This window comes from Brasilonema octagenarum UFV-OR1, assembly GCF_963888615.1.
GTDB classification, from domain to species: Bacteria; Cyanobacteriota; Cyanobacteriia; order Cyanobacteriales; family Nostocaceae; genus Brasilonema; species Brasilonema sennae.
Map to the genome: position 1 here is coordinate 60,280 of NZ_CAWPKW010000050.1, position 21,124 is coordinate 81,403.

Genomic DNA, 21,124 nt, shown 5'->3' on the forward strand with positions numbered 1-21,124 from the left:
CTGGTTTCTACTGATACATTTGTGTAGCCTTGAGCATATGATACGTGATTAAGAGTTGAGTGAGGGCAAGCGGGTAACTTTGGATTGTTTCTCCTGTTGTACCAGCGACTTTGCCTAACTCTGGGTTTCCTTCGCGATCGCATATACTCTTGAGATGAGGCATATCACCACAAATAATATGTTCTAACTTATTGACCTGTTCCAAAGTGGCATGACCATCTACTTCCAGAACATCAACTGGTTTGCTCATATCCCGATCTAATCCCAAGCGGATTGCTGACTCTAAATGACCATCGCCATAATTGATAATCTGGAGAAAATCTGGATGAGGAATTGTCGGACGCAGTACCAAACGTACATTTAGGTGTCCATTAATTTGCTCCACTTCGTCATTTGGAGGGTAAAAACTCACCACAATATCCGACCATTGACGTTGTGGACGGATAAATTGCTCAGAATCTGGTTCGCGTTTTCTAAGTTCTTCAAGCACTTGTTCTTCTGTATACCCTCGTTTTTGGGTATCCCGCTTGACTTTCCACTGAGCACGCACAGATTCAGGGGGAGCAAGGTAAACTTTCACATCGTAGGAGTCACGAGCACCACGAGTAGAATAACCCAGTAATCCCTCCACAATCACAAATTTATTTGGTTTTATATAAACTGGTGGCTCAAAGCTACCAGTTGTGTGGCTGTATACAGGTTTCAGAATTGGCTGTCCTGTCCTAAGTTGCGACAGGTGTTGCTGCATAATATCGAGATAGTTGCAGTCAGGATGAAGAGCAGTGATACCAATTTCAGCACGTTGCTTACGGTCGTACTTATGATAATCATCTGTACAAATAACCGTAACATTCTCCGGTCCAAGAACCTGAGCAATCCCCTTAGTCAGTGTTGTTTTCCCAGGAGCACTGTCGCCAACAATACCAAGAATTATAGGACGGCTCATAACTTCCCCTTCTGAAAATACAGTAAAGTTTAATTTTAAATTGTATGTTATCTTACTATTTTTCAACAAAAAATAGAAGATAGCTTAATCAAGAAAGTGATGAAATTTTGACATGATTACTAAAAATGAAGATATTTATCTTTAAGAAATATCTGCATCTATGTTTGTAACAAAATACTTTTATAAGTATTATATGCTGTTTTCCTGCACACTTTAGTTAGTAAAATTCTGAGAATAACGTCATGCAGCCAGTTGCTAAGCTGCATTGTTAAAATGACGAATCATACTGGTATTTCTATTGAAATTTGTATAAAATTATGAAATTTGAAAATTTCTGATAAATAGTTTTCAGGTGCGTTAGCTTAAGCTAACGCACCTGAAAGTAAATACCTTATCGGAGATACATTTTTTACCTAGTTTGTTGGAGAATGACAAACTGCATCGGTTCAAGATCTATGTGTACAAATAAGCATGGATTACCCGGATATGGGTGTTTTTCTACAGTAACGCTTCCCTCCTTACCGTAAAGAAACTTCATTGTGCCACCGTTTTTTTGGATGGTACTGTCTACAATCACGAAATCACTGCGTCGTTCAGTGGTGGAGGTGTTGTAGGCAATCAGAATCTCTTCACTATCTAAAATGCGAGAAAAAGCTAGGGTACAAGATTGTTCTGCTATCAACTTGGGTAGGTGTATTTGGACTTGTATAGCGATGGATAGCGTCATCCGCACCAACTAACTCGCCATACAAGAAAAACCAGCGTTTACCCAAGCGGTAAGCATATTCACGAATAGCTGAGCAAAACCGGGAAATTGTTAACTCTCCCATATGTTTGACTGCATCCAAGCGAAAGCTGTCAATATCTGCCTCACGCATCCAGTAACAATGGGCTTTGATGAGAATATCCTGAAGCTTTAGTCCATCTGGATCGTCATCGTTATTGAAGTCTTTGAGAGAGAAGAAATCGCCATGTTGAGTTTCTGGATAACCATCCCAATTGTTAATCTCACCTCGGCGATGATAGTAATTTTCGTTTCTTAGTTCTTTGGGAATTGGTCTGTCTTCTGGCCGCCATCCACCAAAAGGAAACTGCTGGTCATTGGAATAATGGTATGAGTCATGATTTGGGTAAAACCAGTTGTCTGCGGAATGATTAGCGACGACATCAAGAAATACTCGGATTTCCCTATGATGGGCTGCGTCTACTAGGTCGATCAGGTCTTGTTTTGTACCGAAGCGCGGATCTACATCCAGATAATTTTGAATGGAAAATACTCTTTTCTAGATACATCTTGCTTTACAACAGTAGTGAGAACTACTAAACAAAGCTTTTCTAGCTTTAATAGAATTACGGAAATTTAACTTATGCAGTTTCAGTTCTCCTTAGCAATTAGGAAAATATGTCAAATAAAACCTTAGGACTCGATGAAAATCTTTATGAGTACTTGCACTCAGTCTCATTGCGAGAGCCACAAGTATTAGTACAATTGAGGGAGGAAACAGCACAGCATCCACATAGCAGAATGCAGATTGCTCCAGAACAAGGACAATTTATGGCACTGCTGGTGCAGTTGATGGGAGCAAAGAAAACTTTAGATATAGGTGTTTTTACAGGTTATAGCTCTTTGGTAGTGGCGTTGGCATTGCCAGCTGAGGGTAAGGTTGTTGCTTGTGATGTCAGTGAGGAGTATACGGCGATCGCCCGGAATTATTGGCACAAAGCAGGAGTGGCACAAAAAATTGAACTACATATAGCCCCAGCGCTAGAGAGTCTGGATCGTTTCATAACTGCTGGAGAAGCAGGCACCTTTGATTTTGCCTTCATTGATGCAGATAAAAACAACTACGAGAACTACTACGAGCGTTCTCTACAACTTGTGCATCCAGGTGGGTTGATTGCGATCGATAATGTCTTACAGTCAGGACGAGTCGCAAATCCCCAAGAGCAAGATAAAATAACCAATAGTATACGCGCTTTTAATCAGAAACTGCATCATGATTCACGCATCGCAATAAGCATGGTGCCAATTGCAGATGGCTTAACATTAGCGCTGAAGCTTCATTAATTCATAGAATGTCTGGACGGCAGCTGCGTCAAATTACGGTGATTCTAAGATCTCGATCACCAAAATCTCATATCTCGTTTGCTACACTTGTATAAGCAAACATTTAGTTTGCTCCTCACACCACACTCTAGCTCTCTTGTTCGTTAATGACAAGAGGGCTATTTCTTTACTAGACCTCTCCAAAAATGGCTATGAAACCAATACCCCGCGCTTGCACTAAAAATCATTTTTGGAGAGGTGTACTGGCAAAAAGTTTAGTTATGCATTCGATCTCCAGAAAACGAATAGTTTCAGCAAAAGCATAATTAACGGTAATCCGAAGTGTCAATATTAGTTATCAGGCAGAGGGGCACAGTTAAAAATTTCCAGTACGTGCCTGCAAAACTGTTTAAGTTTTTCTCCAATCTGTGGCGAAGGCAAAGATGTTCCCACAAAACTCCAGTTTTCGACTGTGGAAATTCGCCACTGTTCACCAAGATGGCTGAAACCAGCAACTTCTACGCCAATTGCACGACGTGAATCGTTTAAAAGGTCTTGATAAAAACGGATTTGTATTAATATACTGCGGCTTTGCCATGATTTACTGACCCCAGGGAAGTGAAAGCCGATGTCTATGGAATCTGGATCGACTAACTCTCTGGTTTGGGGATCGTTTTTCCAAGGTTTGAGATCTGATCTAGCATCTGGAAACTCAGATTTGAATAAATTAACTACGGTAGCAATCTTGCTGGCGAATTCAAGGTTTGTTGCCATCTCAGCTGCGTTCACGAAAACACTCCTATGTCGCTATTTCACCAGGGGTGTGAGGGAGAGACGGTTTTTGTCATAGTATATATATGTTAAGCAATTGTACTCAAATTTTGACGAAAATAACATCAAAATGTACCTTTAACAGAAAAAATTGTATGAAGATACAAGATTTTCAGCAAATCCGTCTTAAATAAGAACGATGTGATACGCCAGCGATCTAAAATGACACTGATCATTGATAAATAAAATAAGTTTAGCTTATGGCGCGTCAACGCTCAATTTTGTCATTATTTCTGGTATTGGTGGCAACCTTTCTGATTAGTTGTGGTGGTCCTGGTGTCGCAACACCACCTCCGACATACACACAAGAAAAACTGGCGAAAATTCAGGAATACGTTCCTGAGATTCAGGCTGTACAAAAACGCTCACAAGAACTGCAAAGGCTCATCCAAACAAAACAGTGGGTGAATGTTGGAAACTTCACACACGGTCCTATGGCAGAAGCAAGGCTGTCAATGAACTATGTCACATCCAATCTGCTATCCAAAGACCAACCAGCAGGGCGTGAGTTAGTGCGTGATTTATTAGATAAGCTGATAAAAATCGACAAAGCCGCTGAAGTTGGTAACATTAATGGTGCCTTGAATAGTTCTTTCGCTGCTTTCGCAGACATTGACAAATTCTTAGATCTGGTTCCAACAAACAGCAGCCCGTCGTCAGAAGAAAGCTAAGCGTGATAGGCTGAAGAGGAAGATAGGGAGTGAGGGAAAAAGGAATTTGGGAGTGTGCGAGTTAGGGAAAAGAATTTTTGAGCATTAACTTTTGCCTTCCTTCGTTCTTTCCCTCCTTCCCTTCCTCGCTCTTGTTGTACCCCCCACTTCCCCATGTTGTGTCTGTTGTGTTGTAGAAACAATGACTCATGTAGTTATCATTGGTTGCGGCGTGGTTGGGGCAGCAATCGCCTATGAACTTAGTAAAGTAAACAGGCTAAAAATCACAGTTGTTGACCAACAACCACCAGCACTTGCTTCTACAGGAGCAGCATTGGGTGTTTTGATGGGTATCATCAGCCAAAAAACCAAGGGGAAGGCTTGGCAGATGCGACGAACAAGTATCCTGGCTTATGAAACTCTGATTAGTGAACTAGAAGCGCTCACAAATCGTAAAATTCACTTCAATCGTCAGGGAATCCTCATGCTGCTACCTGAACCTTCTATGTCTTGCTTAGAAAAAGAAGATGAGGAGATCTCGCGATGGGAAAAGTTGCAAGAAATTCGCCAATCTCAAGGTTTTTCCCTAGAAATTTGGGATACTGATAAACTCAAGCAAGTTTGTCCTCAGGTTAATCACGAAAGGATGGTGGGCGCTGTTTACTCTGCGTGCGATCGCCAAGTTGATCCCACTTCCCTCACCTTAGCTTTGATTGATGCTGCAAAGCATAACGGTGTTGATTTCAAATTTGGTGTTCAGGTTTTGGCTATCGAACCCCAGCCGTTGTCTCCTTCTCAAGAAAGAGGTTCCGAAAAATATTGCAACCAACTTCAGACGACAGACGGAAAGATTACAGCTGATTGGTTTGTTGTCGCGGCTGGGTTGGGTTCTTCTTTATTGAGTGCGCAATTAGAGCAAATGGTTGATATTCGCCCTGTGCTAGGACAAGCTTTGTGTCTTCGCTTAGGACATTCTCTTGGAAACTGCGACTTTCAACCGGTGATTACAGGTGATGATGTGCATATTGTCCCCATCGGTGGTGGGGATTACTGGATAGGTGCAACGGTTGAATTTGCGAGCAACAAAGATGAAATTATCGCTGATAAAGAACTGTTGGAGTTGGTTAGACAACAAGCGATCGCCTTTTGCCCAGGCTTAGCAACAGCGACAACTATCCGTACTTGGTCAGGATTACGTCCCCGTCCTGAAGGACGTCCAGCACCTGTGATTGGTAAACTGCCTGGATATAATAACATCCTCCTTGCGACTGGACATTACCGCAATGGCGTTTTACTTGCACCAGCGACAGCTTACGCAATTCGTGAGATGATTATTCCTAATTAATCATAATTGTTCATCTCATCTTAATCTGAGGATAAACAGTCGTGATTGAAAAAACAAAATCTACCTACGAGGTTCCCAATAAGTCCATTCATCTCAGGTTGGTTTAATTACTTAGTCAGAAAACGATCTCACTCGCTAGCCCTCCTTTGAATTAAGCGGAGGGGATGGGGGTGAGGTGAAACCAATGCTCAATATCAATAACAAATTTCTTTCTTTTTTTCTTAACACCTTTGTTTAAAACTTTTCATTTGTAAATTAAAATGCCAATAACAGAAAAAAAAATTCAAGTCGGCTCCTTAGAATGGTTTTACCGGGAAGCAGAATCTACTGGTAGAACTGAGTTACTTCCTGTTTTACTGCTACATGGTTTACCATCACAAAGTTACAGTTGGCGCAATATTCTGCCAGCTATGGCAAACCAAGGAACAAGAGCAATAGCCCCTGATTGGATTGGCTCTGGTTTTTCTTCCAAACCAGACAAAAGAGATTTCGCTTATACACCTGATGCTTTTGTGACAGCTTTAGAAGGATTTATAAAATCCATAGAACTTGAACGTTTTTCTTTAGTTGTGCAAGGCTTTTTAGGTTCTGTTGGTTTACAATATGCCTTGCGTCATCCAGAACAAATTGCCAATATAACCATACTTAACACACCAATTTCCAGTCAGGCGAAGTTACCCTGGAAAATTCAACAAATGGGATTACCTTTTGTTGGTGACATGATAACTCAAGATCCGCTCCTAGTTGATAGGACTTTAGAAGGTGGCTGTCGTTACGTCATTACAGAAGAACATTTAAATGTTTATCGTAAACCCTTTTTGAAAAGTTCTGCTCCTGGAAGAAGTCTCCTAGCAACTATCCGTAATTTGCAGTTGCATTCAGCCATGACAGAAATCGAATTAGGCTTTAAAGAATTGCACCAAGAAATTTTAATCCTCTGGGGAATGATAGATCCTTGGCTACCTATAAATATAGCTCAAGATTTTGTAAATTCCCTGGAAAAAGGGAGTTTGATTAAACTTAACAATGTTGGTCATTATCCTCAAGAACATTATCACGAAACAATTCTTGAAGATCTTTTGCCTTTTGTGCGTGTTAAAGATAGTGATTAATAATGATAGCTATTGAACTTAAAAAGTGACATCACTTTTAGATCTTCTTAAGATTTCAACATTTGTAGAGTAAGCATTTTATGCTCATCTGTTTTGCAATTCGTTAAATAACCAGAGTTAAGTTTCATAAATCAGATAGGATTTCTATAGCACCTTTACATTATTTACGTGTGCCTAAAATCCATTGATGGAGAAAAAAAATTATGGCTTATTCCTGGTTTAAGGCTTTTCACATTGTGGGTATAGTTGTTTGGTTTGCTGGTTTGTTCTACCTCGTGCGTCTTTTCATCTACCATGTTGAAGCCAACCAAGAACCGGAACCAGCGCGCACAATACTGAAAAATCAGTATCAGATAATGGAAAAGCGTCTGTACAATATCATCACAACTCCAGGGATGCTGGTTACAGTCGCAATGGCGATTGGTTTATTAACTACGGAACCAGATGTTCTCAAAGAAGGATGGTTACACATAAAACTCGGATTTGTTGTCCTTTTACTTGGCTATCATCATTACTGCAAGCGTTTGATGAAGCAGTTAGCCCAAGACACGTGTAAATGGAATAGTCAGCAGCTCAGAGCCTTAAATGAAGCACCTACAGTTATGTTAGTGGTGATTGTATTACTAGCTGTGTTCAAAAACAATCTACCTACAGATATCACAGCTTGGGGTATTGTGGCCATGATTATTGCGATGGTGGCGACAATTCAGCTTTACGCGAGAAAACGCCGTAAAGATAAGGAAAAGCTGACAACAGAAATGGTGCAGCAGCAAAGCAGCTAAATAACCCAGCAGACACGCTGCGCTAACACTAACTGTGGGTTTTGTACTTACACACACCCTAGGCTAATGACTAGCCTCTCACCAAAGAGATACACAGTCGCGTTCATCGCGGCGCTGTTTGAGCATACTACCCTCAATTATACATACAAACAAAGCCTGCTTCGGCAGGCTTTGTTTGTATGTTCAGAAACCATACCTTATACAAGGTGATTATAAATACTTATCTCTTATACTTTATTCAAACATTATATATATATAAATTAAATAAAATTTAAGTGAAGGTTTTTTTTAAAAAAGTTATTTTTGTTAAAGTCATGATTAGGGATGTATCTACAGCTAAAAACTTTAAAGCTGTGGTTATTACTGGTTGAAGTTATTTTTTCTATACTAATTGATATATTTACTTACGAAATATCCCTAGGACGGTATTTACTTAATGAAAATTATTTATTTTAGTCAATTTTTAACAATCTGGTTATTTGTAGAATTCTTGCTGACCCTAAGCTTATCTGCTCACGCTCAGCAAAAATTTGAAGCGAGAAGCGGCACTTTAGCAAAACGGCTGATATCGCAGCAGAATTTTATACCACCAAGACAAGGTAAGCCAAAAGATACCTCTGGTGCAGGTTCCCGCAGTAGACTTATATGTTCTAAACAAGATGATCCAATTCAACCTTTAATGTTAAAGCAAAACCATCAATTAAAATTCCAGGAGCGTCCAACGAGACTCGTCAGTATACCGAAAACGTCAGCACATCAAGTTGTGTTGATGTTTCCGAATAAAACAGGTAAATCTAATCAAAGAGAATTTATACCAATAAACACTGATAGTAGATTTGTTGATTTTACACAGTCAAAGCAAAAACAGCCTTTAGCAGAGGGCAAAAATCACCAATGTTTTTCTATGGTTATTTGTGGAGAAATTGTACAACTAGACTTGCGTCTGAATAGTTAAAGTGATAAGGTTTAGTTAAACTCTTGGCGAAGTATTTGCTCAATTAATGCCTGATTATCTGAGCTTTCAGCTTGTTTGAGATACTCAAGAGCAATCTGTCCGACCGCAGGTTCCTGACGCGAAATAGCAACTAACAGCTCTACAGTTTGGTAAAGTTGAGCTTTTTCAGATTGCCTATGAGTGACTATTGGCAAAGTCACTGCAGCAATAGCAAATCCAATCATCGGGGGAACAACAGGAATCCACCAACCTTGTAAAAAAGCTAGGTAGGTAATTCCTATAAGTCCTCCCTCCGCAATAGCAACGCTAGTAACTATAGATTTAGGTGACTTTATTTGCCAAGCTAGCGCAGTTCCCACACCACACCAAAGCAAAATCCAAAGCCACTCCACTGGTTTCGAGCAAACTTTTAGCAGGGGTCGCCCAGAGAGCGCACCACTCAAAATCATGCTAGTGATATTGGCGTGAATCATCACCCCTGGCATTTGTTTTAGAGAAGCAAAATTATGACTGCTATAGGGTGTTTGAAACATATCCTTGACGCTCTGGGCAGTCGAGCCAATGAGGATAACGCGATCGCGCATCTTGTTTTGTGGTATCTTATTTGCTAACAAATCTATTATTGAGAAAGTCTCAAAGTTTTGCTCTGTACCATGAAAGTTAAGCAAAACTTGATACCCTCCAGCATCAGCCTGGACATAGCCACCATCATTGGGTTGAAAGGGAACAAGCACTGCTTTGCCAAGCTGAATTTGGTCGCGATTGTTGGTCTGAGGTTGAGGGGTGATACCTTCAGCTTCTAGATAGCGAAGTGCTAGCTGCAAACCAAGATTAAGGTGTAATGAAGAGTTTTCCAGTTGAACTGAAAGCAACGCTCGACGCAACTTGCCATCTGCATCTAAAACCTGATCAGCAAGACCAACCTGACCTAATTGGGCTAAAGTTGGTGGTGGAGCCACCTGACTACCCACTGCCTTTTCAATACCAATTAGATTCTCAGTTGTTTTATAAACTTCTACTAATTCCTGATGACCAGGTTCTATCGGGAAATCTCGAAACAAATCCAGCCCGATCGCTCTAGGTTTATAGCTTTTTATTGTCCGGATTGCTTGAGCAATCACCTGATCCGACACAGGAAATTGACCTATTTGCTTAATATCTGGCTCATCAATTGTAATTATAGTAATACGGGGGTCAACTGCTGCTGGAGGACGCGCCTGAAAAAACCAATCTAGCATTGACCACTCCATCCTTTGTAGTAGTCCGGTCAAACATACAAGAATCACAAAACTGGCAACTCCCCCACCAATACATCCCATCCAACACTTACTCAGACGTAGCTTTTGGGCTTTTCGTTTTGCTGCTTTGCGTGCGTTTGCTAATATTCGATTCGCTTGTTGGGCAGCAAGTACGGCAAATTGAGCTTTTTCTCGTTCAATTTGTCGTGCGTGTTTTTCTACAGCTAAATCGGTTTCAACTTGTCGCTTTGCCAGTTCCTGACTAGAACCCAGAAAGCGATAATCTAAGTCACTGAGCCTTTTATTTTTGGACCAAGCTAATGCTTGTTGCAATTCTATCCCCACCAAAAGTTGGGACTCATCTTTCTGATTTGAAGTCATCCAAGCTTTAAAGCGTTGCGCGTAAGGGCGCAAATGTTCCATTTGTAGAGCAACCCATTCTGAATTAAAGACTATTTGATAGATTGGGTTTTTCACCCTCAGATATCCCTGATCGTTGATCACCAAACCTGACAAAAGAAGTTCAATCTGTTCTCGACTATCATTGGTTAGTATGTCTTCCCCAGCCAGAATTTGTTGATATATTCCCAAGTTACGCCCTGCGACTTGCTCATTAGCGAGCAGGCGATCACTAATCGTCCGCAAGTGTTCTGGCTGATCCTGAGATTCCCACTTGTGGATTATACGTGATTTCACAATACTTTCTACCCAAAAAGCCTCAGTCCCAGGGGGAACGATCAGCCTTTGACTCACTGAATCTTGACTTGAACTTTGTACCAAATGACACAGTTTTTGTGTCAGAAAAGGTTGTCCCCCTGTCCAAGATAAGATTTCTCTAAGAATTGTCTGAGCATTACCTTGCTCAATTGCTAATCCTTTTACCAATGGCTCCACTTCACTCAGTGTAAAACCATTCAGTTCTATAGCTTTTCCAATATTAAAAGGAGTTCGCTTTGGATTTTGAATTAAATCTGATGGTGTTGTTACTCCAAAAATGACAAACGTAATACGATTATATTCTGGATCGACTGCTCTGCGATTGTAGCAAAACCGAATGAACGCAAAAAAGTCATCAACAGAAAAATCAAGGCTCTTGATACTATCAACTTCATCAATAAAAATAAACAGTCTTTCTTTTGGAAATTGAACTAACAGGACTTCAGAAATAAACCGGCTTAGCCTTTGAAGTACAGAGAGATCTTCCTGCTCTCGCCACCAAGCTTTTAAGTTAAATTTTCCTAAAAGCTTGAAACCCAGCCATAACTCAGCAACAACTCCCTTATACCACTGCTCTGGGGTAATATTTTCACAACCAATGTTGGTCATATCCACAGTCGTGCATTTAAAGCCATCTTGTTGTAAGCGATGCCGAGTTCTAACTAGAAGCGAGGACTTGCCCATTTGCCGAGAGTTAAGAACGTAGCAAAATTCACCTTCTTTGAGAGCTTCATAAAGTTGCTTGTCAGCCTGTCGTTCTACATAGCTAGGAGCATTAATGGTTAGACTACCACCGACTTGATATGTGTAACGGTTCATTTGATAATCTGAAGGTGTAGTAGACTGAAGATCTCAGCAGTCAATTATACTAAAGCGCACGCTTGACTTAATGAAATTATTATAATATACCAAGAAAAACAAAATATTATTAGCGTAAAACTTGAATGAAATTTTAGTTCACGTTTTCCTTTTTTATCTTCTATGTATTTTGTTTGTCAAGCTTATACTTCTTGGAGTGTATTTGTTCAGTTATGTCCATAAGTCTCCCAGCTATTGTTGTAAAAATAAGTAATTTCAAAGAGCTATAGCAGCGTTTTAGTTTATAGAAAAATGTGTTGGCAGATACTGTCTATAAGTCAATAATGGCTGGATCATACGAAAACATTCTATGTTATAAGCAACTAACACCATCAGTTTTAGGAGCAAACATGAGGACAAATACAATATTAAGTGTTTTTAGTATGTTGAGAGTATTCTAATTAGAAACATAAATTAGCAAATAAAGAGAGTAAATATATGTATCTCAGGGTATATTCAGAGTCAATAGATAAATCTAAGTAAAAAGGTATGCTGCTTGGTGGTACTGTCTGAATCATGTACTTTCGTCGATTTATCAGCTAAAGTTCTACATATTTTTCTTATCCTTAGGATGATTTATCAGCAAGGACGATAGGAAAGCCCATTCTTTATGGGGACGATACTAAATATCTATGATGTTGCACTTCATAAAAGAGAATATCATCCCACCCACAAATAGAACTGAGGGCTTCTGATGAAATGGAACTACTAAAAACTTATCATTGGGCATTTGTACAAAATTTTCCATATACCTGGTGTTTTGTCGCATTCATTCTGCTGGGTTGTAAAGATTTTGCATCCGAAAGTTCTACAGTATTTTCAGGATACACAAACCAATCAAAACTAATGCTATAAACCACCAAAGTAAAGTCTTTACTGCTCCACATCATGGGTATTTCAAATAATTCTGTATAAAGAACAACTTTTGACTATCGTGCTTATTGATACTAATGATTGATGACTCAAATTTCTTAGCGAAAATCTAGGGAATAATTTATTTTTTCTAAAAAATAGATTGATGAAGTAAGTAAATTACCTACTTTTATTACTTTTCCCACTATTTCATTTTGAAAGTAGTTATTTGAGGTAGCAATTATAAGATAAAAGAATCATCTTAATTCAATTATAAAATTAAGCAGGTTGATTGTCTAACAAAGATACGATGCTGTATGATAAATAACCAAGATAGGTACTTGCCAATAAAATGATATATGCTGTATGATGAGCGGAAACGCAACAAGGTTTGAAAAATTATTGGAATCTGTTATCAGAAAAGTTTTTGAGATGATTCCGTTCGAAAGAAGAAAATTAAAAAACTAAGTTTGAGATATTGTAGATATACTTTGAAAATGGCTTAGCTGTAACTTTCTGAGTGACCAAAAAATAAGTGGCGAATTCTTTAGATATTCAGTTCGCAAGAATTGGTAGCTTATTGCCTACTAAGGCTGATAAAATGTGGTATCAAGTGTATTCTCCTATAAACACATTTTAGGAGAGGTTATGATGACTACTAGCCTGTTAATTACTAACTAGCAATTTGAGTTCAAGATTCAAATATCCCTGGTTTCGGTTACATTTATCTATATGTTCAAAAACTCGTCACAAAGCAGGCGTCGTTTTTTGTACATTGGTCTATCAGGTTTGACAGGAGCCACTGCTCTGGCAGCGGTGAAAAATAGTAACCCAATGTACTTAAGGCATGCATTAGATAACCCAAAAAGAGATTTTCAAGTAGCGGGACTTGCTTCCTTAAACAAGCGTGCGGCAGCAAAAGGACTAATTTATGGAGTCGCCTGTGGACAAAATGTTCTTGTGTCAGACAAGATTTTTCAGGCTAACGTTGTTCGCCAGTGCGGTATCCTGACACCAGAAAACGAGCTCAAGTGGCAATTTGTGCGACCTCGTCCAGACGTGTTTGACTTTAGTAAAGCAGATTGGATAGCTGGATTTGCCCGCGCTCATAATATGCTTTTTCGAGGACATGCTTTAGTCTGGCATGAGCAACTACCTGACTGGTTCAAGGAAGTCGTTAACCGCCAAAATGCAGAAAAATTTTTTGTGGAACATATTACAACTGTAACTAAACACTACGCGGGTAAAATACACTCTTGGGATGTGGTGAATGAGGCTATTAAACCAGATGATGGACTAAAATCAGGTTTACGACAAACTCCGTGGCTCAAGTTTCTAGGTCCAGATTACATAGAGCTTGCCTATCGAGTTGCGGCGGAAGCTGATCCCAAAGCCATGTTGGTCTACAACGAGAATGGACTGGAGCATAATGGTTCTGAATATGAAGCGAAAAGAACTGCTGTTCTGAAACTTCTAGAACGTCTGAAATCTAGAGGGACACCGATTCATGCTCTGGGTATTCAATCTCACTTGTTAGGTCAGGCTTCCTTGAATCCCAAAAAACTACGAAATTTTCTGTCTAACGTGGCGAGTCTTGGTCTGAAGATTATCATTAGCGAACTAGATGTAACAGACCAAAAATTACCTTTGGATACCGTTGTGCGCGATCGCATTGTCGCTGCTAAATACGAAGACTATCTTTCGGTAGTGCTAGATGAGCGAGCAGTGATTGCCGTCTTAACTTGGGGATTGAGCGACAGATACTCTTGGCTTTCAACGTTTGGTTCCCGTTCAGATCGTGCACCAGTACGTCCTTTGCCACTCGACTTAAACTTCAAATCCAAACTGGCATTGAATGCGATCGCAAGAGCGTTTGATAAAGCCCCGAAACGTTGACCAAGAACCTTTATGGTGGATGTAAAAATGTGGTTGAAGACCAGTTGTGGAATTTTTCTGAAAGCCTTGCATTGTGAATCAGCGCGATCTTGGGGTTTCCACGCCAGGTGGCACCGTCCTTGGGAACCCCAACCCCCTTCGGCTATGCCTATGGCTGACGCCACGGCTATCGCCGTATGCGCAAAGCGCACGCCTTACGGCGAACGCGCAGCGTCTCCGTTCGCGAAGCGTGTCCGAAGGACATAGGAGATACGGCATGTCTGAGCGCAGATCGCCCGAGAGCGGGAGACAAGGACTACGCCGTGCTGTCTCACCAGATACCTGGCCGTCGGGAAAACGCCACATGCTAACTCCTGCCCAGACGCTCTTGCAAGAAGCCGGGAAACCCTAGTCGAGCAGTGGCTCCCCTCCCGCAGCCGGTTGTCGTCACCTCCTGCGCCGTGCTAGCTCCCTCCGGGAACGCCCGTCGCCTCTGTCGGGAAACAAAGACTGCAGCGCTGGATTAACCGCAACGCACTGGCTCCCCATGAGCGACCTCCGTTAGGGTTTCCCGACAGTCGCGCATCTGTCCGCCCTTGCCAGTACTGGCGTCCGGGTTTCCCGACTTGTAGACGCCAACCAGAAGGCGCACCCGTTGGGTAGCGACGGGCGTTCCCGTAAGGGTGAAGTGTTGCAAATTTAATTGCCTATTCAATTCAAATTATGGGACAGATGCTTGCTAATCCACAAATTGTAGTGATTCGACCTCATGGTTCTTTAAATGCTACAAAAGCTTTGGATTTTGAGCAGCAGCTAACAACAGCAATTGAACAACGTCATTGTTCCATCTTGTTAGTAGATTTCAAGCAAGTAGAATCTTTAGACAGTGCTGGATTGATGGCTTTGATAGCTGCTCTGAAGAAGGCTCAAAGCTTAAGTCGGCGCTTGAGTGTTTGCTGTGTTTCGCCCACAATCAAACTCATTTTTGAACTGACCCAACTTGAGCGGGCTTTTGAGATCTTTGAATGTCAATCTGAATTTACGCGCACTTACGGCTTGAAGCTATGAGTGTGGGTGAAAACTATTTCAACAATATAAAAGGAACTATCTAAAATGCAAAAATTTGATGAAATTTCCTTACTCGGAACAAGGTTTCATAAAATTAAAGTTAATGAGCTGATCGAGTACGCTGTCCAAGCCGCAAAACTAAAGAAGAAAACAATCATAGGTCATGTCAATACTCGGGCAATGAATTTTGCCTACGAACTGCCTTGGTATAAAGACTTTCTCAATAAATCCGATTTAGTTTTCTGCGATGGATTTGGTGTTCTCTTAGGAGCAAAACTCTGTGGTGGCTGTGTTGATTCATCTCATCGCATGACCTGTCCAGATTATATAGAAGATTTTGCCAGAGCTTGCGATCGCGAAAATGTTTCCTTGTTCCTACTTGCTGGTGAGCCAGGAACCGTAGATCAAGCGATCGCTAAGCTCAAAGTGATTGCACCGAATTTAAGAGTCAAAGGACATCATGGTTATTTTGACAAGTCTGGTGAGGAAAATGAATTTGTTATCCAACAAATCAACCAATTCAAACCAGATATCTTGTATATTGGCTTTGGAATGCCGTTACAAGAACGTTGGATTCTCAATAATTCAGAAAAAATAGAGACAAAAGTTTTTCTCCCTCTTGGGGCATGTCTTGATTTTTATTCTGGTACTGTCTCCAGAGGTCCACGCTGGATGACTAGTAGTGGTCTAGAGTGGTTAACAAGATTAGCTACACAACCAAAACGTTTGTGGAAACGTTATGTACTGGGTAATCCGTTGTTTTTTTATCGAGTCCTACAGCAACAGTTGATGAAATTGTTCAGAAAACGCTCTCGAACCTCATCCCAATATTAAACTGATACGTGTATATATTACACTTTTTTTACGTTCTCAAGTATCAAGAGTTGAGAGTACTCCGAATTCTGATTACTTGATAAACTCAAAAAGGAATGTGCTCAATATAACACTTGAAAAGGTTCCATCTAGCCAGGAAATTTATTTTGTAAAGTGCAACTACAGGGGTCAAAACTATCGTGGCAGCATATAAATCTTTATCAGTTACAGAGTTCAAGCCAGATTTAAGGTCGGCAAATGGCACCAGGATACAGAAAGGATTAACCAGCAAGTTTCTGCGCGTTGGAACACTTAGTTGTACAGATGTATTGTTTTTGAGCCTCGCATGGAAGTTGGCAGTCTTTTATGGTACTCCATTAGATTCGCCTTGGACACAAAAAGTCTCTTTTCTACTACTGATTTTGGCAGTCGAAATAGGCGTGATTGCCACTAAAGGACTATACAAATCAGGCATCAATCGTCGTAACTATCTTGGTCTGATCAAAGCAGTCACACTATCAGATCTTTTACTGTTGATGATTGCCTTTCTCTACGAACCGGAGAGTTACATCTCGCGCTCAACTTTTCTACTTTTTTGGTTGTTGTCTGTTGTTTTCGTCTGTACTGGTCGCTTGATCTGTGATCTAGCTACTAAATTACTTCGTAGTAGAGGAGCAATTCGCCATACCGTTTTTTTGATTACAGACCCAGAAGACAAAGACAGCCATATTCGATTAATAGAGAAAGAGAATTGCTACACCATACACAGAATTGCTGATTCCAGCAGTTTGCATCTGATGAACCGAGAAACAACCTTTGAATATCTACGCACACAAGGCATAGAAGAGGCTTTTGTTTCTTGGAACGCCATTAAGAATCGTCTCTATGTTTGCTGGCGTTTCCAAACAGCTGGCATTACCCTACGAATACTGCCAACAGAGGGTCAAGTTCGTCACCCCAAATCCGTATTTTGGATGATTGGTGAAGTTCCTTGTATGACGATTCCTGCACCCATCATTGCAGGCAGCGATTTTTGGGTAAAGCGGAGTTTTGATCTTTGTTGTTCAACAATATTGTTACTTTTGCTGTCTCCTGTCTATGTAGTGATAGCTACACTGATTAAGTTAGATTCTTCAGGACCGGTGTTCTTCCAGCAAAATCGAGTTGGTTTGCATAGTAAGAGTTTCAAGATTTGGAAATTCCGCACAATGGTTGCCAATGCAGAAAAGTTGCAAGCAAAGCTAGAAGCAAAGAATGAAATCAAGGATGGGGTTCTTTTTAAAATGAAAGACGATCCTCGGATCACACGGATAGGCAAATTCCTACGCCGTTACAGTTTAGACGAACTGCCCCAGCTGTTTAATGTTTTCCTTGGAGAGATGAGTCTAGTTGGTCCGCGTCCTCTGCCTATGAGAGATGTAGAAAAATTCAAAACAAAGCATTTTATCCGACAAGAAGTTTTACCCGGTATTACAGGATTATGGCAGGTGTCTGGTCGCTCGGATATCGATAATTTTGAAGATGGGGTAAAATTAGATCTATCTTACATAGAGAATTGGTCTGTATTGTTGGATCTGCAAATTTTGCTGAAAACTGTCAAGGTAGTTTTTAGTAAGGCAGGTGCCTACTAAGTATTTCATGAAACTACCGCCACCAAAGTATCAGCTTGGTGGCGGTTTTTGGTCTGATCAAATTTTACGGAATTTTGGTAAACCTAGTATGATGTACCTAAAGAGTGTTGACACATGTGGACATCAGAGATTGTCATGAAATTTGAATGTAGTGATTGTCTAGAAGATAGTATTCGTAATCGTGGTTAATACTTAAAGGTTTGTAGTAATTAACTTGAATGTTATTTGTGAAAGTATTGCCTCACAAAACATACCTTTCTTACTTTTCCCACTTAATGAATAAAACAGCAAACTTTACAGTATCTTTAAAGATAAAACTCTAAAAATGCTTGAAACTACTTAAAAATAAAGTTATAGTTTTGGTGATTATTATGCCAGCTTAACAAAAGCATGTCAAAATAGATAGCAATAGTCAAATAATTTATGGATCAATGGCTAATATTTCAGTACACAAACGATCAGTTTTGTGTACGTATGATAAAGCTAAAAATATAATATTTGATGAGTTGCAAAGATAGCCTATACTATGAAGCTAATGTGTTTATATAATTAAATTGAATTCATTAGCTCACAACTCGTACTGAACTATGATTAGGGAACTTCTATGGAGACTAGAGGCTATCAAGAAGAAGTAGAAATTCAAAAATACTGGCTGGTTCTGAAACGCCGTTGGCCAATTGTGGTAGGAGTCCTTCTAGCTTCGATAGGATTCTCGTCGTTTCTTATATTCCTGCAAAAACCGGAATATCAGGCGAGTGGAATGCTTCTTTTTAAATCAGATCGAACCTCGTCGCTGACAAAAGTGGGAGAAAAGATAGGCGATCTTGAATCTTTAATGCGGGAGGGTAATCCTCTAGAAACACAAGCTGTTATTTTGAAATCAGAGCCAATCTTAAAACAGGTTATTGATACTCTAGGGTTAAAAGATAAAAAAGGAAACCCCCTGGGTCCGGAGTCGCTTCAAATCAAGGTTGAACCAATTGTAGGTACAGATGTACTGAAGGTTTCCTACACTTCAGGAAATCCCGAATTGACAGCGTCAGTGGTGAATCAGGTGATGAAATCATATGTAGCAAAGAACATTGAGTTTAATCGAACTCAAGTCGTTGCTGCGGGTGAATTTATCAAAAAGCAAATACCACAGGCTCGAGCAGAATTAAACCAGGCAGCAGAGGCATTACGTGAGTTTAAAACTCGCTATAAGATTATCGAGCTTTCAGAAGAGGCAAGCGCCGCTGTTCAAAATGAGGCTAGCATAGATGAGCAAATCAACCAAGCTAAGGCAGCGCTTGCAGATACGAGTGCTCAGGAAGAAAAAATCCGCAGTCAACTGAATTTGGCAGGTTCTCAGGCTGTAGAAATTACTTCCATAAGTCAGATACCTGGCGTACAGGAAGTTTTAAGTGAGTTACAAAAGGTACAAACTAAACTAGCAAATGACGAAGCACGCTACACCAGTGATCATCCAGCTATCACTGAGCTAAAAAATAAAGAAATAACTTTAAATGCTTTATTACAACAGCGGGTTGAACAGGTTTTAGGACCATCTGGAGTTAAGCAAGTTTTAGGAACTCAACGAAACGTTGCTCCTGGTAAATTGCAGATAGGGCAAATAAAGGAAAATCTGACGAGTCAATATGCACTGATACAAGCGCAACGCCGGGGTCTGGAAAGCAAGATACAAGAATTGTCTAATATTCAAGGAAGTTATAAGCAGAGACTTTCTGCCCTACCAAATTTAGAGAAAAAGCAAGGAGATTTAGAGCGAAGGTTATCTATCGCCCAAAAGAACTACGAAAATCTTGTCAGCAGACTACAGGAAATCGAAGTAGCAGAAAAGCAAACTGTTGGCAATGCTAAAGAAATTCAACCGGCTCAGGTTCCCAAAAAACCATCTGTCTCGAAAATAACATTCCTTTTAGCAGGAGGCAGTGTATTTGTCGGGTTATTACTCGGTACAGCAGCTGCATTCTTTGTAGACTTGATAGATAGAACCTTGAAAACGGTTAAGGAAGCAGAGACATTTTTCGGTTATACTTTGCTGGGATTAATTCCTAGGTTTGAATCAAAGAAGACATCATCTCCTGTTAACTTGATGTCAGACAAAGCCTCCGCCCGAATTATTGTAGCAACCTCTCCTCGTTCAGTGGTTCATGAAGCTTATCAAATGCTCCAGGCAAACCTGAAGTTCATTAGCCATAGAAAAGTTCGCACCATTGTAGTCACCAGTTGTGTACCTGGCGAAGGAAAGTCAGAAGTTTCGGCCAATTTAGCAGCAGTATTGGCTCAGGCGGGACGGCGAGTTCTCCTAGTCGATGCAGATATGCGTAAACCATCGCAACATCACTTGTGGGGTCTGGTAAACTCAGTCGGTTTAAGCAATGTGATTGTTGGTCAGGATCAACTTCCGCAAACTGTGCAAACAGTGACAAAAGAGTTATCAGTCCTCACAGCTGGAGTGCAACCTCCAAATCCCCTTGGGTTGCTTGACTCTGAGCGCATGGCCACTCTGATTGAAACGTTCTGCGATCGCTACGATGTGATCGTGTTTGATACTCCTCCTTTAGCTGGTACTGCTGATGCAGCAGTTTTAGGAAAAATGGCAGATGGAGTATTGCTGGTTGCTCGACCAGGTGTTGTGGATTCAGCAAGCGCCACAGCAGCAAAATCGTTGCTGGGACGTTCAGAGGCTAGGATTTTGGGAATGATTGCCAACGCTGTAAACTTGAAGCAGGAATCTGGCAATCACTTTTACTATTCAAACGTTCGAGGAGAGCAGGATGTAGTAAAAACTGGAATGGGGAATGAACAATGGGTGTACAAGTAAACTTGATGGTCAATACAGACCAAGCAGAATCTTCTCATGGTCTTTGGCAGCTGATTAAGGAAGACTGGATCGCCCACGGACGTGATTGGACTAAGCCTGGATTCCGAGCAGTGGCTATTCACCGTTTTGGAGTTTGGCGGATGAAGATAAAACCCCTACTATTGCGAGCGCCTTTGAGCATTCTCTATCGAATGCTATTTCGCAAGGTTCGGAATCATTACGGAATAGAGCTACCCTACTCTGTGGAACTTGGTCGTCGCGTGATTGTTGAACATCAAGGAGCAATAGTCATTCACGGAGACTGCTCGATTGGAGATGAGTGTATTATTCGCCAAGGAGTTACTTTAGGCAACCGTTACCTGGATCGCCCGCTTGATGCACCGAAATTGGGTAAACGTGTCAATGTCGGTGCTGGTGCGAAAATCTTTGGCAACGTCAGTATTGGAGATAACGCAAGTATCGGTGCTAACGCTGTGGTTCTGAGCGATGTTCCAGCAGGAGCAACAGCAGTTGGGATACCTGCAAGAATCATTCATTCTTCAAAAGTTGGCAATTCACATCTTTGAGGTAACAATGC

At 40.7% G+C, this 21,124-nt stretch carries 19 protein-coding genes; 13 read left to right on the plus strand and 6 right to left on the minus strand.

Translation table 11 applies throughout. From position 1 onward, the window contains the following. Positions 1–7: 7 nt before the first annotated feature. The 3 genes from AC5590_RS03635 to AC5590_RS03645 form a co-directional block, all read right to left on the minus strand. Complete coding sequence (locus tag AC5590_RS03635) at positions 8–946, minus strand: phosphoribulokinase (protein ID WP_169263066.1); 939 nt, start codon at positions 944–946, stop codon at positions 8–10. A gap of 409 nt (positions 947–1,355) precedes the next feature. Continuing rightward, positions 1,356–1,673: a hypothetical protein gene (locus AC5590_RS03640; protein ID WP_169263067.1), complete on the minus strand. Its 318-nt coding sequence runs from the start codon at positions 1,671–1,673 to the stop codon at positions 1,356–1,358. After that, the gene (locus AC5590_RS03645) at positions 1,579–2,214 is read right to left on the minus strand and encodes an alpha-amylase family glycosyl hydrolase (protein WP_169263111.1); all 636 of its coding nucleotides are present in this window, start codon (positions 2,212–2,214) and stop codon (positions 1,579–1,581) included. Before AC5590_RS03645 ends, AC5590_RS03640 begins: the two co-directional genes overlap by 95 nt. A 134-nt stretch (positions 2,215–2,348) precedes the next feature. Between AC5590_RS03645 and AC5590_RS03650 the strand changes: the two genes are divergently transcribed. Then, positions 2,349–3,014, plus strand: coding sequence for a class I SAM-dependent methyltransferase (locus AC5590_RS03650; protein ID WP_169263068.1), 666 nt, complete (start codon positions 2,349–2,351; stop codon positions 3,012–3,014). Between the two features lie 330 nt (positions 3,015–3,344). Here the strand turns inward: AC5590_RS03650 and AC5590_RS03655 are convergent, their stop codons facing one another. After that, entirely contained in the window at positions 3,345–3,782 is a 438-nt protein-coding gene (locus AC5590_RS03655; RefSeq protein WP_169263069.1) for a Tery_1686 family protein, read from the minus strand. A gap of 242 nt (positions 3,783–4,024) precedes the next feature. Between AC5590_RS03655 and psbQ the strand changes: the two genes are divergently transcribed. The 5 genes from psbQ to AC5590_RS03680 all read left to right on the plus strand — a co-directional run bounded on the left by psbQ (position 4,025) and on the right by AC5590_RS03680 (position 8,668). Further along, positions 4,025–4,495 carry a photosystem II protein PsbQ gene (gene psbQ / locus AC5590_RS03660; RefSeq protein ID WP_169263070.1) on the plus strand — a complete coding sequence of 157 codons (471 nt, stop codon included), beginning with the start codon at positions 4,025–4,027 and terminating at the stop codon, positions 4,493–4,495. Positions 4,496–4,676: 181 nt separating this feature from the next. Beyond that, positions 4,677–5,819, plus strand: coding sequence for an NAD(P)/FAD-dependent oxidoreductase (locus AC5590_RS03665; RefSeq protein ID WP_169263071.1), 1,143 nt, complete (start codon positions 4,677–4,679; stop codon positions 5,817–5,819). Positions 5,820–6,079: 260 nt separating this feature from the next. After that, positions 6,080–6,931 (plus strand): alpha/beta fold hydrolase, encoded by an 852-nt coding sequence (locus AC5590_RS03670; RefSeq protein ID WP_169263072.1) that lies wholly within the window; start codon positions 6,080–6,082, stop codon positions 6,929–6,931. A gap of 203 nt (positions 6,932–7,134) precedes the next feature. Further along, positions 7,135–7,713 carry a protoporphyrinogen oxidase HemJ gene (hemJ, locus tag AC5590_RS03675; RefSeq protein ID WP_169263073.1) on the plus strand — a complete coding sequence of 193 codons (579 nt, stop codon included), beginning with the start codon at positions 7,135–7,137 and terminating at the stop codon, positions 7,711–7,713. 436 nt (positions 7,714–8,149) lie between these two features. Continuing rightward, positions 8,150–8,668 carry a DUF928 domain-containing protein gene (locus tag AC5590_RS03680; RefSeq protein WP_169263074.1) on the plus strand — a complete coding sequence of 173 codons (519 nt, stop codon included), beginning with the start codon at positions 8,150–8,152 and terminating at the stop codon, positions 8,666–8,668. Between the two features lie 11 nt (positions 8,669–8,679). Here the strand turns inward: AC5590_RS03680 and AC5590_RS03685 are convergent, their stop codons facing one another. After that, positions 8,680–11,442, minus strand: a complete 2,763-nt coding sequence (locus AC5590_RS03685; protein WP_169263075.1) for a CHASE2 domain-containing protein — start codon at positions 11,440–11,442, stop codon at positions 8,680–8,682. 1,623 nt (positions 11,443–13,065) lie between these two features. On the opposite strand from AC5590_RS03685, the gene AC5590_RS03690 reads away from it, so the two are divergent. Together AC5590_RS03690 and AC5590_RS03695 are read left to right on the plus strand one after the other, a co-directional pair. After that, positions 13,066–14,229, plus strand: a complete 1,164-nt coding sequence (locus AC5590_RS03690; RefSeq protein WP_169263076.1) for an endo-1,4-beta-xylanase — start codon at positions 13,066–13,068, stop codon at positions 14,227–14,229. Positions 14,230–14,485: 256 nt separating this feature from the next. Continuing rightward, a complete protein-coding gene (locus tag AC5590_RS03695) occupies positions 14,486–14,620 on the plus strand; it encodes a hypothetical protein (protein WP_256379333.1) in 135 nt (44 codons plus the stop codon). A gap of 111 nt (positions 14,621–14,731) precedes the next feature. Here the strand turns inward: AC5590_RS03695 and AC5590_RS03700 are convergent, their stop codons facing one another. After that, positions 14,732–14,923: a hypothetical protein gene (locus tag AC5590_RS03700; protein WP_169263077.1), complete on the minus strand. Its 192-nt coding sequence runs from the start codon at positions 14,921–14,923 to the stop codon at positions 14,732–14,734. 8 nt (positions 14,924–14,931) lie between these two features. On the opposite strand from AC5590_RS03700, the gene AC5590_RS03705 reads away from it, so the two are divergent. The 5 genes from AC5590_RS03705 to AC5590_RS03725 all read left to right on the plus strand — a co-directional run bounded on the left by AC5590_RS03705 (position 14,932) and on the right by AC5590_RS03725 (position 21,113). Then, positions 14,932–15,276, plus strand: a complete 345-nt coding sequence (locus AC5590_RS03705) for an STAS domain-containing protein (RefSeq protein ID WP_169263078.1) — start codon at positions 14,932–14,934, stop codon at positions 15,274–15,276. 45 nt (positions 15,277–15,321) lie between these two features. Further along, entirely contained in the window at positions 15,322–16,110 is a 789-nt protein-coding gene (locus tag AC5590_RS03710) for a WecB/TagA/CpsF family glycosyltransferase (protein WP_169263079.1), read from the plus strand. A gap of 179 nt (positions 16,111–16,289) precedes the next feature. Further along, on the plus strand, positions 16,290–17,720 hold the full coding sequence (locus AC5590_RS03715) for an exopolysaccharide biosynthesis polyprenyl glycosylphosphotransferase (protein ID WP_169263080.1): 1,431 nt from the start codon (positions 16,290–16,292) through the stop codon (positions 17,718–17,720). A 604-nt stretch (positions 17,721–18,324) separates the two neighbouring features. After that, positions 18,325–20,547, plus strand: a complete 2,223-nt coding sequence (locus AC5590_RS03720; RefSeq protein WP_169263081.1) for a GumC family protein — start codon at positions 18,325–18,327, stop codon at positions 20,545–20,547. Then, positions 20,532–21,113: a serine O-acetyltransferase gene (locus AC5590_RS03725; protein ID WP_169263082.1), complete on the plus strand. Its 582-nt coding sequence runs from the start codon at positions 20,532–20,534 to the stop codon at positions 21,111–21,113. The genes AC5590_RS03720 and AC5590_RS03725 overlap by 16 nt, the downstream gene beginning before the upstream one ends. The last annotated feature ends 11 nt before the right edge of the window (positions 21,114–21,124 follow it).

Excerpts from the sequence above, each read along its gene's own strand:
- psbQ (WP_169263070.1), top strand. The coding sequence starts at position 4,025 with ATGGCGCGTCAACGCTCAATTTTGTCATTATTTCTGGTATTGGTGGCA.
- AC5590_RS03685 (WP_169263075.1), bottom strand. The coding sequence starts at position 11,442 with ATGAACCGTTACACATATCAAGTCGGTGGTAGTCTAACCATTAATGCT.
- AC5590_RS03680 (WP_169263074.1), top strand. The coding sequence starts at position 8,150 with ATGAAAATTATTTATTTTAGTCAATTTTTAACAATCTGGTTATTTGTA.
- AC5590_RS03690 (WP_169263076.1), top strand. The coding sequence starts at position 13,066 with ATGTTCAAAAACTCGTCACAAAGCAGGCGTCGTTTTTTGTACATTGGT.
- AC5590_RS03720 (WP_169263081.1), top strand. The coding sequence starts at position 18,325 with ATGGAGACTAGAGGCTATCAAGAAGAAGTAGAAATTCAAAAATACTGG.
- AC5590_RS03640 (WP_169263067.1), bottom strand. The coding sequence starts at position 1,673 with ATGACGCTATCCATCGCTATACAAGTCCAAATACACCTACCCAAGTTG.
- AC5590_RS03635 (WP_169263066.1), bottom strand. The coding sequence starts at position 946 with ATGAGCCGTCCTATAATTCTTGGTATTGTTGGCGACAGTGCTCCTGGG.
- AC5590_RS03670 (WP_169263072.1), top strand. The coding sequence starts at position 6,080 with ATGCCAATAACAGAAAAAAAAATTCAAGTCGGCTCCTTAGAATGGTTT.
- AC5590_RS03650 (WP_169263068.1), top strand. The coding sequence starts at position 2,349 with ATGTCAAATAAAACCTTAGGACTCGATGAAAATCTTTATGAGTACTTG.
- AC5590_RS03725 (WP_169263082.1), top strand. The coding sequence starts at position 20,532 with ATGGGTGTACAAGTAAACTTGATGGTCAATACAGACCAAGCAGAATCT.
- AC5590_RS03665 (WP_169263071.1), top strand. The coding sequence starts at position 4,677 with ATGACTCATGTAGTTATCATTGGTTGCGGCGTGGTTGGGGCAGCAATC.
- hemJ (WP_169263073.1), top strand. The coding sequence starts at position 7,135 with ATGGCTTATTCCTGGTTTAAGGCTTTTCACATTGTGGGTATAGTTGTT.
- AC5590_RS03705 (WP_169263078.1), top strand. The coding sequence starts at position 14,932 with ATGGGACAGATGCTTGCTAATCCACAAATTGTAGTGATTCGACCTCAT.
- AC5590_RS03695 (WP_256379333.1), top strand. The coding sequence starts at position 14,486 with ATGTCTGAGCGCAGATCGCCCGAGAGCGGGAGACAAGGACTACGCCGT.
- AC5590_RS03710 (WP_169263079.1), top strand. The coding sequence starts at position 15,322 with ATGCAAAAATTTGATGAAATTTCCTTACTCGGAACAAGGTTTCATAAA.